The following is a 14,815-nucleotide window of genomic DNA, read 5'->3' as shown; positions in this document are numbered from 1 at the left end:
CGGCGCTCGCTTAAAAGGTATCAGCGACGGCTAAAGCATCTGCAATCCACAGTAGCTGCAACACCTCAAGAACTTTCCAAAAGGGCTTTCATGCGGTCCTGCACCACTTCTGCCAACGCATCGGGCTGAAACTTGGAGAGAAATCCGTTGCAGCCCACTTTTTCCACCATCGCATGGTTAAAGCTGCCACTGAGTGACGTATGCAGCACAACAAATAAATCGCGCAACGCCGGGTCTTTGCGAATCTCATGGGTAAGACGATAGCCATCCATTTCCGGCATTTCTGCATCGGTAATCACCATAAAGATATGGGAGTATACGTCGATACCCTCTGCCACCCAGCGCCGCAATAGCTGCAATGCCTGCAGGCCGTCCTGCACCCCGATAACCTCGACGCCTAAATGCTTTAAAGTATCGCGCACCTGGCCCAGCGCAGTGCTGGAATCATCGGCCATAAGAAGTTTTAATTTGGCGGCCTTAGCTTTTTGGACCAGGTTGTGGTCCAGAACAGCCTGGGATACGCGGGTATCGTAGGGGATTATATCTGCCAACACCCGCTCCACATCCAGCACTTCCACAATATGACTGTCGATATGGGTAATGGCCGTTAAAAAATGGCTGCGACCAGACCCAGAGGGCGGCGGCAGCACCACGTCCCAATTGAGATTGACAATTCGGTCCACGGATTTCACCAGAAAGCCCTGAATACTGCGGTTGTACTCAGTAACGATCATATTGCAATCAGTTATATCAGTCAGTGGCTTAAGTCCAATTGCAGCGCTAAGATCGATTACAGAGATGGTTTGATTGCGCAGGTGTGTTACGCCGCGCACCACGGCATGGCGATGTGGCATCGCCGTGATCTCCGGCACCTGAACCACCTCCTGTATCTTGAAGACATTGAGTGCAAAAACCTGCCGGCCCGCCAAGCGGAATAACAAAAGCTCTAGCCGGTTCTCACCGACTAGCTTTGTGCGCGCATCCACGCTATCAAGCAACTTCGACATAGATCTGCCCCGACAACCACTGCCTATAGCTTAGACCAATAAATTTAACATTTACCTCCAAACTCTGGCCCGAAGGCACTACACTTAGGCGAACGTCTTAAGATTTGTAGTTGAGACCCCCCTGCCCCATGGATAGAAACCAACCACTTCTGGCGCGCCAACCCATATTCGACAAACATATGGCTGTCTATGCCTATGAACTATTGTGTCGAGACAGTGCAGAAAATTATGCCAATGTCACCGACGGCGACCAGGCGAGTTCACAAGTATTGCTGCGCGCCTTTACCGATCTAAGCATTGGCGAAGTGGTGGGCGAATACAAAGCATTCATCAACTTTACTCGAAATCTCCTATTGCGTACGCCGCCCTTCAGTCGTACGCAATTGGTTGTCGAGGTACTCGAAGATCAGATAGTTGACAACCACCTATTAGCATCACTGGGCCAAATTCGCGCACAGGGCTATACCATTGCCCTGGATGATTTCACGCTCAATTCCAGCAGCTTTAAGATGCTTGAATATGCAGATATTGTGAAGCTTGATGTCCTCGCGCTCTCAGAGGAAGAACTGCAATATCACGTCAACTACCTCAAACCGCTGGGCGTTACTCTTCTCGCAGAAAAAATAGAGACTTACGAAATGCTAGAGCACTGCAAAGCCCTAGGTTTCGAGTTGTTTCAAGGATATTTTTTGTCGCGCCCGCAAATCATGAAGGGTCGCAAAGTTTCTGAAAGCAGGCAAACTATTCTTCAACTTTTAGCGAAACTCAACGACCCCTCCACAGACATAGAAACCATTGAACACCTCATCGCACAAGACCCGGTATTGAGTTACAAACTGCTGAAGTTAATCAACTCAGCGGCGTTTCATTTTGTTTGTAAAATTGAATCCTTACGCCAAGCTATTACGCTACTTGGGCTAATTCAAGTACGAAGCTGGGTTACATTGCTGTCCATGGCGAGCATTGACGAAAAACCCAGAGAGCTTTGTATTTCAACACTGGTCAGGGCACGCTTTTGCCAAACTCTGGGCGAAGCAGTGAGTAATACTAAACGCGGAGATTCATTTTTTACCGTCGGCCTGCTCTCCACCATCGACGCCTTCATGGATGCCCCCATGACCGAACTGCTGGAAAAAGTGGCAATCAGCGAAAATTTACGCGACTCGCTACTGTTTCATAAACACACGGAAGGTCAGGTACTTGAAATTATCAAGCAATATGAAAAGGCGGACTGGGACAACATCAGTTGGCACTGGCTAGAGGAAAAAGGCGTAGAAGCCTCCGCATTAAGCCATTTCTATACGGAAAGCTTAGTCTGGGTAAACAGCGCGCTGGAGGCGCTGGTATTTGAATAGCCGTGGCTACTCCAATTAAATTCGCCTACCTTAAATCACGGCAGCATGTACCCTATTGAGATTAGCGGTTAGCAAATAGAAAAACCTGCGCCCAGGCAGTGCAATTAGGCCCGCAACAGGTCGCGCACCTGTTCTTCTGAGAAGGGCCAATCCAACTCCCGTGCACCGTACTGTAATACCGGTATCCGCACGGCATAGCTGGTCATTAAGTGATCGGCCTCTACAATATCTTTCAGTGTCAGCCTTGCAGCAACAGGCTGGTCGGAAAGTACTTCGTAGATCAACGCCTCAGCTATGTCGCACAAATGGCAGCCGGCGGTGCCAAACAATACCAATGACCGCTCAGCGGCGGTGGCGTTTACCCTGGTAGTAGATGCATTTGCGGGGGTCATCGCGCATTAATTAAAGCGTGCCATCTCACCGATAACCGCTCCAATTATAATCCTTATAAAATTTGCCAGCCCCCATTGTAACCGCGAATACAGCCTTGCAACCACCCGCTAAGTGAGTTGCATAAATACCAATAAACAGACCTAGATTAAGCTAATTTTTCCAACATACTATCGGCCACTTGTCCAAACAGCTTGTGCAGAGCAGACTGATTGCCTTCGGGCGCCTCGAAAAGCACATCGCCCATTCGCTCGAGAAGCGAACTTAACAACGCTGTGGGCTCCATAAACTGACGGGCAGACTCTAGCGCTGCCTGCACTTGTTCCGCCATTTGGCCCAGGGGTTGTAAACGCTGATTGACAGGGGCCGGCTGCTGGCCGTAAGTGCTGCTGACCTTCTGCACCAGTGTCTGCTTCATGTCCACGGCAAAACTGGCAATTTCATCGGCATCAAACTGTAAGTCAAGAGCTGCCTGAAACGCCGCATCCAGATCGCCATCGTAAAACTGTGCCGCCAAATCATTGACCTGTCCTAATAAGTCGTTGATAGCAGTCAACTCGTCTGCATTAAGGTCGCCTTGAATACGCAGCTCAAAGGCGTTGCCCTGTTGCAGTTTTGCACCGAAGCCACTCTCGCCCATGTGGACTTTCGCTTTCATAAAGCTCGCAGCATTGATCTGAACCTTGTCGCCCTCTTGGGTCGTGAGCGTAAAGTCAAAAGATCGACTGGCCTTGGTTACGCCACGCAAGGCCGACAGGTCAAGATTCACACTCTTTGGCGCATTGATCGCAGGCTCCGCACTGGGTGTTTGTGCCGCCACAATGGCCGAATCGTCCAAATCCAGCTCCTTGGCCAGATTTGCCAGCCCTTGCAGCACCTTGTCGTAGGTGGCGCCAATTTCGGCCATCAACTCATCGGACAGGAGACCGCTCTCCTCTAATATTTGCTTGGCTTCATTAAACCCTTTCAGAAAGCCCGATAAGCCCGCCTCCAAGCGGCTCTGCAGTTGCGCCGGAGAGTCGCCCGCCGCGGCATCCGCGTGGAGCTGCTTTTCGATAAACAGGAGAATATTGCCCGCCGCCCGGTCTGGCGTCATGCGCCGTTCGCTCACGCTTGGCATGGGCTCACCCTTGGCGATCCCCTGCGATGGGGGCGCCGAGACCTGCGTCGCCTGACGGCCCTGCAGCGGTGCACGCGGCATATCGAGCGCTTGCGAATGAAATTGCGAATTGATGGGGCTCAATGCCAACATGGGAACCTCCCTCTGGATGGTTTGGCCAGCTTGTGGAGGTATCGGCATCACTGCGCAAAACTTGAGCACTAATTTGCGTTAAGAAACGCAATGCTTAGAACTTGGAAAGCGGTATGGAACGGGGCAGACTGCACCAATCGACGTTTAATCCGATACCACTGCCCTGGCGGCCATTGCCCAAGACAACCGCCACCTCTCGGCCAATCCAGGGCACCGCTGCCATTTATCGTATCTATGATCAGGATGGCTGGGACTATCAGGACAGTGTTCTGACAATTGAGGGGGGCCAGCCCCATTACGACTAAAAGGTTAAATGACCTGCCTGCCAAGCCCAGTAGACCACGCCCGCCAACAGCAGCACCCCAATGCTCAAGCCCGTAAATGCCGACGAGCGCGGCGCGTCCTGCGCGGGCTCAGGGGCAGACATGGCCGCTTTAACTTGCTCGCGGCTTGCATCGCCAGGCTTTTTAACCGCGGGTTTGCGGGTCGCTGCCGGGGACTTTTGTTTGGGCGTCGCGCGGATGCTGGTTTTGTCCATATCATCAGTGGGCCCAACCACCCCAAAACTGAGCGTGTCAAACCGCAACTCGTCCCCGCGCTTAACCCTTGCTTCAGTTACAGGCGTACCATTTAGAAAGGTGCCATTGGCTGAGCCCAGATCTTTAACATACAGCAAGCCCTCTTTAACCGTCAGCTCCGCGTGCCGCCGAGACAGGTGGGCCGCCGCCAGCACTATGTCGCAATCGCTGGCTCGACCGACCAAGGTCTGCGCGCCAATATTGAATACTTTATTCGCCAGTGCCGCATGATTCGCCTTCAGCGACCAACCGGTTGTCTCTGTGCGCACCAGCGTGGGAATTGCCTTGGGCTCCTGTTTGGGATCTACCACCTGCAATTGAACTTTGCCCAAGGTCAACACATCGTTCACTTTTAGCGGGTGCGATTTTGTGACCGCCGTCTCATTGACGCGCACGGGTTGTTCGGGCGACAAGACTTTTAAGAGTAACTCTTCGTGATCCACGTGGATTTCTGCGTGCAGTTCAGCCACGCTGGTATCGTCGACGACCATGTCATTTTTCTGGGCACGTCCAATTGTGACCTTTGGCTCCACCAGCCACACCGCATTATGCTTATTGTTTTTAAAGCGGAGTTTTAACATGTTTGCGTTCCCCAATACGTACAGACCAAAGAGCAGACTGTCGTCAGCCCCTGCGGGCCCTTTAGTTAATCGGACAGTTAGCCAAAGCCACTAGGCCCCGGCTGCCCGAGCACCGATGATGCAGAAAAGCCTGAAGTCTTTCAATAGGTTAGCTAAAAATGACTTTACCGATTACATTTAAGCGGTAAACTGTGATTCGTATCCGCGATTACCCGTTGATCGTGCAATAACTGAATCATATCAACAATAAAAGCAATCCAATGAGCAGGACGGCAGATGCCACCACTCAACTACAGCGCAGCCACTGATAAGGGCCTGTCTCGCGACAACAACGAAGACACCTATTATGCGGGTCCGAATGTTGGCGTATGGCTGGTGGCAGATGGCATGGGTGGCCATGAAGCCGGCGAAGTGGCCAGCGCCATCGTACGCGACAGCATCAAGCAACAGGTGAGCATTCAAGCCAGCCTGACGCATGCCATTGAGTATTCTCACAACGCCATCCTGGACGCCGTTCGGCGCGGTGTTGGCGCACCCGGCATGGGTAGCACGGTGGTGGCACTGAAAAGCCGACAAAGCGAGTATGAAATTGCCTGGGTGGGCGACAGCCGCGCCTACCTCTGGACGTTTAAACCCGACGGCGGCAGCTTGGAACAACTGACACTGGACCACTCCTACGTGCAGATGTTGGTAGACACAGGCGCAATTAGCGCCTCCGACAAGGATCAGCACCCAGATCGCAACGTCATAACCCAGTGTCTCGGCTCACTCGAACTAAAACAAGTGCGCGTCGATCAGGTACACGGGATCTGGGAAAAAGATCAGTGGATTCTTCTGTGCTCCGATGGCCTGACCGATGAACTCGACGACGAAACCCTAGCGCGTATTCTGTGCGAATGCCGCTCGCCAAAGGATGCCGTCGCGCGATTACTTCAGGCCGCACTCGACAGCGGCGGCAACGACAATATCACCCTGCAAGTGGTGGAGTCGCCGCTGAGCAAACGCCGCTTTTATATGGCTATTACCGACTGGCTGCCCGATCTGACCGGTAACCCGGGCCTCGATTTTTCACTCTACAGCCTGGCACTCGCGTCGTTTGGGCTGCTCTGTTACTGGGTCTTCGGCTGACACGACATGCAAATTCCCGGTTACCGTATTATTCGCAAAATTAATCAAGGCGGCATGTCCACCGTTTACCTGGCCATTCAGCTAAGCGTTGGTCGCGAAGTGGCGCTAAAGGTTATGTCGCCAGCACTGAATGCAGATCCGATTTTTAGCGAACGATTTCAGCGCGAAGCCAACATCGTTGGCCAGTTGTCGCACCCCAATATCGTGTCGATTTACGATATTGGGCGCTACAAGAATCTCAATTACATTGCCATGGACTACCTGCCGGGCGGTTCAGTGCACGATAAAATGGCCACCGGTCTCAGCACCGCAGAAATTTTGCGCATTATGCGCGAAATGGCTCTGGCACTGGATCTGGCCCATGAAAAAGGCTACATCCACAGGGATATCAAGCCAGAAAATATTCTGTTTCGCGAAAACAGCTCGGCAGTTTTATCAGATTTTGGCGTTGCCAAAACCGTCAGCAGCTCGTCGCAAATGACCAATGCCGGCATGGTAGTGGGCACGCCTCACTACATGAGCCCCGAGCAGGCACGCGGCAAGGCGATTGACGGCCGCTCCGACATTTACAGCCTGGGCATCGTGTTTTACGAAATGCTCACGGGGTCTGTGCCCTTCAAGGCCGATGAAGCCGTCGCCATTGCCATAAAGCACCTAACGGCCCCGATTCCGAAGTTGCCGCCCCAATATTCGCTGTATCAAAAACTCCTGAACAAACTGCTGGCCAAAGACCCAAATGACCGCTACCAGCGGGGACGGGAGATCGTGCTCGCCATAGACGAACTGGATGCAACGCTCAGCGGTAGCCGGCCCCGCTACATGTCCAATACCGAGCCCTCGGCAATGCACATTGCCACCCTATTCAAGGCCTTGGTGCTCACCAGTTACGCGGCCATATCGTCCCAAGTTAAAGCCCTGGCAAAAGAAGTTTACAGCTGGCGCTGGTCGCCTAAGCGCGGCTTCTATCGCCGTCCGGACATCACCGTTACCGAGGTGCGCACCACACCCGACAGCGGAGAAAACGATCGCTCTACGGTTGTTTCAACGCGTATTCAAAAGGCGGCGTTTTATCAGGCCTCGGGGCACCGCCCCAAATTCAGCCTGGCCCGCGTGCTGTCGATATCACTGGTACTGGGTATTTTATGGTTTACTTTTTCTGTGGCATTGGCACGCTTTGAGCTGCCGGGCGAGGCCCGCTACCCGCAACTACTTACCAATGCCGCCCACTTTAGTGCGGCACTGGTCGACGAGAAAGCAAAGGTGGTGCTGCCAGCAGTGGCCGTAGAAACCCCTCAACCGGTGTTACGCTCTCAGCCAGCACCACTAAGCCTACCCCAGGCTACGCCAACGCCCAGCGCAGTAATTGCACCCCTTGCCACACAGAATGAACCAACATCGGCATTAACCACCGAGGATGAAGAGCCCGCTGCAACTGCAATGGCAGACCCAGAGCCAGAACCCGAACCAGTGCCGACCTATAGTTTTACCGTTAAAGCCAATCCGGAAGACGCGCGAATTCGAATACTGAATATTCGCGAGCGCTACCGTCACGGCATCGAACTGCCGGCGGGCCGCTATCTGGTAGAAGTCAGAGCCGAGGGCTATCACGACGTCGAGGAATGGGTACAAATCGACAACACATCGATTAACCATCCAGTCGTGCTACGCAAAAAAGTGGTGCCGGGCAGTTTGTTTAAAAATGATTTATCTAACGGCGACCTGGGGCCAGAAATGGTCATTATTGGCCCGGGCCAATACCAAATGGGCGACAAAAGCGATAGCGTCACAATGCCCGTTCGCACCGTAACTATCGACGAAGCTTTTGCAATCAGCCGCTTCGAAATTACCTTTGCAGACTACGAAAAGTTTGCCAAAGCCAGCGGCATTCAATTGCCCGATGACAATCGCTGGGGGCGAGGCAGCCGCCCAGTAATGAATGTTAGCTGGCAGGACGCGCAACAGTACGTGGCTTGGCTATCGAGATCCACGGGCAAGCGCTACCGCTTGCCTACCGAGGCCGAATGGGAATACGTCGCCCGCGCCAACACCGAATCCGACTATTGGTGGGACGGTAGCAGCAAAGGTAAAGCCAATTGTCGCAGTGGCTGCGACAGCGATTTCTCAGGCATCTTTGTCGCCAAAACAGCGCCAGTTGGCAGTTACAGCGCCAACGGTTTTGGCGTTCACGATACCGCCGGCAATGTGGCAGAATGGGTGCAGGACTGCTTTCAAAATCACTACTTATCCGCCCCTAGAGACGGCAGCGCTGTAGTTGTATCCGATTGTGGCAAGCGCACAGTGCGCGGCGGCTCTATGAAATCCTCGGCAAAGGAAATCACCAGCTACGCGCGCGAGGGCAAGCTCCCAGGCAAACGGTACGATGATGTGGGCTTTCGCGTGGTGGTCGAACTCTATTGAACGACGGCGACTTAGTCGCCCTTGCGCTCAACAGCTACACTGCCTGCTGCTTGAGTCGAGTGATGGTATCGCGCAATTGCGCCGCCTGTTCAAACTCCAAATTTTTAGCGTGCTGAAACATCTGCTCTTCTAACTGAGCAATGTGTGCCCACACGTCGCGCACAGGTTCCTCAATTTCGTAACGCGATTTGCCTTCGGCCACCTTCTGGCGCTTTTTCTTACCGGGCGCCTGACCGGCTTCCAGAATATCGGCAACCGACTTTTTAACGCCTTTTGGCGTAATGCCATGTTTTTCGTTGTGTGCCACCTGCTTCTCGCGGCGGCGCTCTGTTTCATCCATCGCGCGCTGCATTGAGCCTGTTATTTTATCGGCGTACAAAACAGCTTTACCATTGATGTTGCGCGCGGCGCGCCCAATGGTCTGAATCAGCGAGCGCTCCGAGCGCAAAAAACCTTCTTTGTCGGCGTCCATAATCAATACCAGTGACACCTCGGGCATATCCAGGCCTTCGCGCAATAAATTAATGCCTACCAATACATCAAATTCGCCCAGCCGTAGATCGCGAATAATCTCTACGCGCTCTACGGTATCGATATCCGAATGCAAGTAGCGCACTCGCACGCCATGCTCCGACAAATATTCGGTCAAATCCTCTGCCATGCGCTTGGTCAATACCGTAATCAACACGCGTTCATCGACGCCCACACGCGCGCGAATTTCCGACAGTGCATCATCCACCTGGGTTTGCGCCGGCCTGACTTCTACCTCTGGGTCCACCAGCCCCGTGGGGCGTACCACCTGCTCAACCACTTGGCCTGCGTGCTCGCGCTCGTAGTCTCCCGGTGTTGCGGAAACAAAGATCATTTGCGGGGCCAAGCGCTCCCACTCGTCAAAGCGCATGGGTCGGTTGTCTAGCGCAGAGGGCAACCTAAAACCGTACTCCACCAAGGTTTCCTTGCGCGATCGATCGCCGCGATACATGCCGCCAATTTGTGGAATGCCCACATGGGATTCGTCCAGTACCAACAGCGCATCTGGCGGTAAATAATCAAATAACGTGGGAGGTGCAGCCCCCGGCTCTCGGCCGGACAAATACCGAGAGTAGTTTTCGATACCATTGCAATACCCAAGCTCTACCATCATTTCTATGTCGTAACGCGTGCGCTGTTCCAGGCGCTCGGCGGCCACCAGTTGATTGGTTTCGCGCAAATGCTGCAGCCGTTCGGCTAAATCCACTTTGACTTGCTCTACCGCCTCCAGAATACGCTCGCGCGGGGTCACGTAATGGGATTTAGGATACACAGTGAAACGCGGCACCTTGCGCAGGGTTTTACCCGTCAAAGGATCAAACAGTGAAATTTGCTCAATTTCTTCGTCAAATAATTCCACCCGTACGGCATCGGCATCGGAATCTGCAGGATAAATATCAATAATTTCGCCGCGAACTCGATAGGTTGCCCGATGAAAATCCATGTCGTTGCGCGTGTATTGCAGCTCAGCTAGACGCCTCAAGAGCGTGCGTTGATCAATGCGATCACCACGCACCAAATGAATGACCATCTTCAAATAGGCCTCGGGATCACCCAAACCATAAATGGCAGATACGGTGGCCACCACAATGGCGTCTTTGCGCTCCATTAGCGCCTTGGTGGCCGACAACCGCATCTGCTCTATATGCTCATTGATCGACGCATCCTTTTCAATAAAGGTATCCGACGAAGGCACATAAGCCTCCGGCTGGTAGTAATCGTAATAAGACACGAAATATTCAACGGCGTTGTCGGGGAAAAACTCTTTGAATTCACCGTAAAGTTGGGCGGCCAGGGTCTTATTGGGCGCCATCACCATCGTGGGCCGCTGCATTTGCGCAATGACGTTCGCGATGGTGAAGGTTTTACCCGATCCCGTAACACCCAGCAGGGTCTGATGCGCTAGCCCCGCGTTCAACCCCTCCACCAAGCCTTTAATCGCGGCTGGCTGATCGCCGGCGGGCGCAAAGGGACTGTTGACAACAAAGGGCTTCATGGCGGCTTACCTGTCCTGTGAGCAAGGCGTCAGAGTTTACCAAAGGCCGCCGCCAGTGTCCCCGCAACCTACTTGTGATTTGATGGGCGATTACGCATGATGGACGATTGTCAAATCTCAGAAGTTACCGCCATGTTTACGCCCAAGCTTCAGCAACAACCCTTGAGTGTCACCCGGGAAATGGCTGCGGCACTGCCCAAGCTCGCCGCCCTCGCCAAATCGAAAGGCCTGCAACTACACCACTTAGGTGCTGGCTATCCGCATCCTGAAGTGACTGATCCCAGCCCCTACATCGCGCACAAGGAGGCCTATTTTCAACACTTGGCGCAAAGCGGTGGCACATCGGCCGTACTACAGCCCCTATACAGCTACACCGATACCCAAGGTGCCGCCAGCGTGCGCGAGCGCTTTGCACACGTGTACGGCCACGATTTTCAAGCAGCGCTTGACCCGGACCAGCTCATTCCCACTATTGGCTCAACCGGTGGCATTAATTTGCTGTGTTCACTCTTTGAGCGAACCGGCGAGAAAGTCGCCTACATCACCGATGCCCCCACTTATGCCGGTTTTTTGGCACGCGCGGGCCTGTATCAAAAGGCCCGCATATACAGTGTCGAAATGGACGAGCAGGGCCCCGACTGCGAAGCGCTCACGCAGCAAATTCAGCAAGCCCGCGCAGACGGTTACGACGTGGCTTTTTACTACACGGTCCCGGACGGTCACAACCCCGGTGGCATTTCTTTTTCTGAAACGCGGCGCCAGGCCATTATTCAGGTGCTTCAGGCTCAAGATATTTTACTGGTAGAAGATGCGCCCTACAGTTATATAAGTTTTGACGCCCAGGACGCACGCCCACGGCCGTTTATTTCGCTGGCGCCTGCGCACTGCGTACACTTGTTTACGGCATCAAAAATCGGCCTGCCTGGCCCGCGTGTAGGATTTATCTACACCGAAGCAAAAATGCAATTGGCTGGCGGGCAATCCGTGCCCTTAACCCAACTGTTGTTAACAGAAGCCAGTGCCGACTACTTGCTCCACAATCCCGAATCGTTAAAAGGTTTTGAGGCCTTTTTGTTAGATGACAACTTTCAGCCGCGCAGCTCACTGTGGCCCGTTGCCGAAATGAAGACCCGCGTCTACCGTGAAAATCGCCAAATTCTGCTCGACAATTTTGCCGAACTTCTCGGCGACGAACCGGATTTATTCCACTGGACGCGGCCCGGAGCCGGCTTTTTTTCCGTTTTTACCTTGAACCACCCCACACTAGAATGCGATGCCGCATTCACTCAACGGTTGGTGGCGGAATATGGGGTGGTCACCATACCCACCTTCAGTTTTTACCCCCGCGATGCCCGCGCCAGAAACCCCAAGGCCGGGCTAGACCAGCTGCGCTTATCCTTTTGCTACAGCGAAGGTTGTGGCGACGCCAGGCGCAGGCAGCTCGATGCGGCAACGCGGGCCTTTGCCCGCGCGCTGCGCACTGAATGCGGACTCAGCTAATTCAACGCCACTGCCTTTATAGCCCCGCGGGCTAGCACGCTTGGCAAAGCTGGGCGTGCGTTGAGGCTCGCCGATAACCAGTTTGAAGGCGCCAATAGCCCAAAAGAAGTAAGACCGAGGCAGGAAATAGACTAGGTTTTGTGGGTGATTTTCCAACATTGATGAATTTTTGTATTGCGCTGAAAATCTTTATCCAGCGTTTCCGCAGTAATATTGGCCACCTTAAATTGCGCTGGCACCGCGTCATCCAATGTAAAGGTGCGCAAATTGTTGGAAAAATACAAAGTGCCACCAGGTGCCAGCAGGCCCATTGCCTGCTCGATGAGCTGTACATGGTCGCGCTGCACATCCAATACGCCATCCATGCGCTTGGAATTTGAAAAACTGGGCGGGTCCAGCATAATCAGATCAAACTCACCTTGCGCCGTGGCCAACCACTGCAAACAATCCGCCTGCTCCAATCGGTTTTTCTGCTCGCCCAAACCATTTTCTGCAAAGTTTTTGCGCGCCCAATCCAAGTAGGTGCGCGACATGTCCACACTCACGGTGTAGCGAGCACCTGCCACAGCAGCGTGTACACTGGCGCTGGCTGTATAGCAAAAAAGATTGAGGAAACGCTTGTTTTTAGCCTCTTTGGCGATTCTCAAACGCAATAGCCGGTGATCCAAGAAGAGGCCGGTATCCAGGTACTGCCACAGATCAACGAGTATTTTAGCCTGCCCTTCCTGTACGGAAAACGGCGCCCTACGATTGCGCACCTGCAATTTTTCATACTGGGCATTGCCCTGATTGCGACGCCGCTGTTTATAGCTGATATCCGCTGGGTCCACCGACAAGGCCACCGGAATAGCTGCCTTAATTTCTTCAAACCGCTTGCGCGCAGCGCGCTCATCGACACTGCTCGGCGCCGCGTACTCCTGCACATGCACGTGCTGGTCATACACATCCACAGCAACCGCATACTCCGGCATGTCGGCATCGTACAACCGATAGCAACTGATGTTTTCCCGCTTAAGCCATTTCGCCAGTTGCTTTTGATTTTTCTTGAGTCGGTTGGCGAACATTTCTGCACCCGCAGAAAGTTGCACCGATTGGGGTACAAACTTTCGCCGCGCAGCCAACTCGGGCGATTGCTCGCCCGATGACGGCACCTCGAGGCCGGTTTTTGTACGGGCATGCACATCAAATAACAACAACTCACTTTCTAAGGTGCCATTGTACAACTTGTATTTTTTATGCGCCTTCATACCCAGTTCGTGGCACAGCTGGGGATTGCCGGTAAACACGGCCAATTGCCAACCGCCAAAGGCCTGGCGCATACGATCACCTAAATAGCGATACAGGTAGGCAAGTGCATCGGCATCGCCCAACCGCTCGCCATATGGCGGGTTGGTCACTACCATGCCGGCGTCCAGTACTTTGTGCGTTGGCTGGGTAAAATCCTTCAGTTCTTTTCTACTCAACCTAACCCAATGGTCCAATTTCGCGGTTAACACATTGGCTTCAGCTGCCCGGATCACGTGTACATCGGCGTCGTAGCCCCGAATTTCAGGCAGGGGCTTCTCCAATCCCGACCGTTTGCGCGCCAGCGCTTCTTCTCTAAGACTCAGCCAGACATCGTTTTGGTGATTCAACCATCGTTCAAAGCCAAACCTAGGGCGCAGCAAGCCCGGAGCAATATCGCCGGCCATCATCGCCGCTTCAATTAACAGTGTACCCGAGCCACACATAGGATCGATCAATGCACCACCACGTGCCGCAATAGCGGGCCAACCGGCGCGCAACAAGACCGCTGCTGCTAGGTTTTCTTTAAGTGGTGCAGCGCCCTGCTTCAGCCGATAGCCGCGGCGATGCAAACTTTCACCGGACAAATCCAGACTGACCACAGCTCGACCGCGCGACAAGCGCACGTTGATGCGTAGATCCGGATTTTGCTTGGCGATAGAGGGGCGCTCGCCGGTAGACTGTCTCAACACATCCACAATAGCGTCTTTCGTTTTCAAGGCGCCAAACTGTGTATTGCGAATAGAAAAGCTGGTGCCGGAAAAATCTACAACAAAGGTCGAGGCTGGACTCATATGCTCGAGCCAGGGAATAGCCGCCACGCCGTCGTACAATTCCTGATCGTTGGATACCGGAAATTGATTGAGTGGCAGTAGAATTTTGTTCGCCAACCGACTCCACAAACAGGCGCGGTAACCCAGCGCCAAGTCGCCACCAAAATACACGCCGGCCACTGTCTCGCGCACACTTTGGCCACCCAGCTCCGTCAACTCGGCGAGCAGCAGCGACTCAAGGCCCTTCGGGCAGGTTGCAAAAAATTCAAATTCACTCATATATCGTGTTCCAGTGGAAACTCAGTGCCGATTGCGCCCTTTGCAGGCCATCTCAAGCTTACTTTATTGACTCTTTTTGCGTTGCTGGTCAGCCAGACGCGCGGGCCGCCTGCGGCAAGCGCAATATACTTAAGGGCCATAACAATCACTCGGAATAGAAGATTTAATTCATTCACAAGTCTGGCCCATTTTGGTGTACTGATCGTCCGCCCACAAAGGGCGGTATTGTAACGGGTTAGATCCC

At 53.4% G+C, this 14,815-nt stretch carries 11 protein-coding genes; 5 read left to right on the top strand and 6 right to left on the bottom strand.

Features of this window, described 5'->3' with window-relative positions:
• Window positions 1-65: 65 nt before the first annotated feature.
• Window positions 66-1,007, bottom strand: a complete 942-nt coding sequence (locus ACW8F6_RS14695; RefSeq protein ID WP_491576628.1) for a chemotaxis protein — start codon at window positions 1,005-1,007, stop codon at window positions 66-68.
• Between the two features lie 128 nt (window positions 1,008-1,135).
• Here ACW8F6_RS14695 and ACW8F6_RS14690 point away from each other — a divergent pair, with 128 nt between their 5' ends.
• Complete coding sequence (locus tag ACW8F6_RS14690; RefSeq protein WP_491576627.1) at window positions 1,136-2,362, top strand: EAL and HDOD domain-containing protein; 1,227 nt, start codon at window positions 1,136-1,138, stop codon at window positions 2,360-2,362.
• Window positions 2,363-2,466: 104 nt separating this feature from the next.
• Here the strand turns inward: ACW8F6_RS14690 and ACW8F6_RS14685 are convergent, their stop codons facing one another.
• On the bottom strand, window positions 2,467-2,754 hold the full coding sequence (locus ACW8F6_RS14685; RefSeq protein WP_491576626.1) for a glutaredoxin family protein: 288 nt from the start codon (window positions 2,752-2,754) through the stop codon (window positions 2,467-2,469).
• A 146-nt stretch (window positions 2,755-2,900) separates the two neighbouring features.
• On the bottom strand, window positions 2,901-4,004 hold the full coding sequence (locus tag ACW8F6_RS14680; RefSeq protein WP_491576625.1) for a DUF5610 domain-containing protein: 1,104 nt from the start codon (window positions 4,002-4,004) through the stop codon (window positions 2,901-2,903).
• 113 nt (window positions 4,005-4,117) lie between these two features.
• Here ACW8F6_RS14680 and ACW8F6_RS14675 point away from each other — a divergent pair, with 113 nt between their 5' ends.
• Complete coding sequence (locus ACW8F6_RS14675; protein WP_491576624.1) at window positions 4,118-4,309, top strand: hypothetical protein; 192 nt, start codon at window positions 4,118-4,120, stop codon at window positions 4,307-4,309.
• Here the strand turns inward: ACW8F6_RS14675 and ACW8F6_RS14670 are convergent.
• The gene (locus tag ACW8F6_RS14670; RefSeq protein WP_491576623.1) at window positions 4,306-5,163 is read right to left on the bottom strand and encodes an FHA domain-containing protein; all 858 of its coding nucleotides are present in this window, start codon (window positions 5,161-5,163) and stop codon (window positions 4,306-4,308) included. The genes ACW8F6_RS14675 and ACW8F6_RS14670 overlap by 4 nt on opposite strands.
• A gap of 276 nt (window positions 5,164-5,439) precedes the next feature.
• Between ACW8F6_RS14670 and ACW8F6_RS14665 the strand changes: the two genes are divergently transcribed.
• Both ACW8F6_RS14665 and ACW8F6_RS14660 read left to right on the top strand, forming a co-directional pair.
• The gene (locus ACW8F6_RS14665; protein ID WP_491576622.1) at window positions 5,440-6,291 is read left to right on the top strand and encodes a PP2C family protein-serine/threonine phosphatase; all 852 of its coding nucleotides are present in this window, start codon (window positions 5,440-5,442) and stop codon (window positions 6,289-6,291) included.
• A gap of 6 nt (window positions 6,292-6,297) precedes the next feature.
• Complete coding sequence (locus ACW8F6_RS14660) at window positions 6,298-8,709, top strand: bifunctional serine/threonine-protein kinase/formylglycine-generating enzyme family protein (protein ID WP_491576621.1); 2,412 nt, start codon at window positions 6,298-6,300, stop codon at window positions 8,707-8,709.
• A gap of 34 nt (window positions 8,710-8,743) precedes the next feature.
• Here ACW8F6_RS14660 and uvrB read toward each other — a convergent pair whose 3' ends face one another.
• Entirely contained in the window at window positions 8,744-10,735 is a 1,992-nt protein-coding gene (gene uvrB / locus ACW8F6_RS14655) for an excinuclease ABC subunit UvrB (protein ID WP_491576620.1), read from the bottom strand.
• A gap of 96 nt (window positions 10,736-10,831) precedes the next feature.
• On the opposite strand from uvrB, the gene ACW8F6_RS14650 reads away from it, so the two are divergent.
• Window positions 10,832-12,235, top strand: a complete 1,404-nt coding sequence (locus ACW8F6_RS14650; protein WP_491576619.1) for a pyridoxal phosphate-dependent aminotransferase — start codon at window positions 10,832-10,834, stop codon at window positions 12,233-12,235.
• 131 nt (window positions 12,236-12,366) lie between these two features.
• Here ACW8F6_RS14650 and rlmKL read toward each other — a convergent pair whose 3' ends face one another.
• Window positions 12,367-14,571, bottom strand: coding sequence for a bifunctional 23S rRNA (guanine(2069)-N(7))-methyltransferase RlmK/23S rRNA (guanine(2445)-N(2))-methyltransferase RlmL (gene rlmKL / locus ACW8F6_RS14645; RefSeq protein WP_491576618.1), 2,205 nt, complete (start codon window positions 14,569-14,571; stop codon window positions 12,367-12,369).
• Window positions 14,572-14,815 lie beyond the last annotated feature (244 nt).

The sequence above is a fragment of the Simiduia sp. genome (assembly GCF_058345725.1).
Note: the sequence above shows the minus strand (reverse complement) of the source record. Positions and strands in the feature narration are given on the sequence as shown.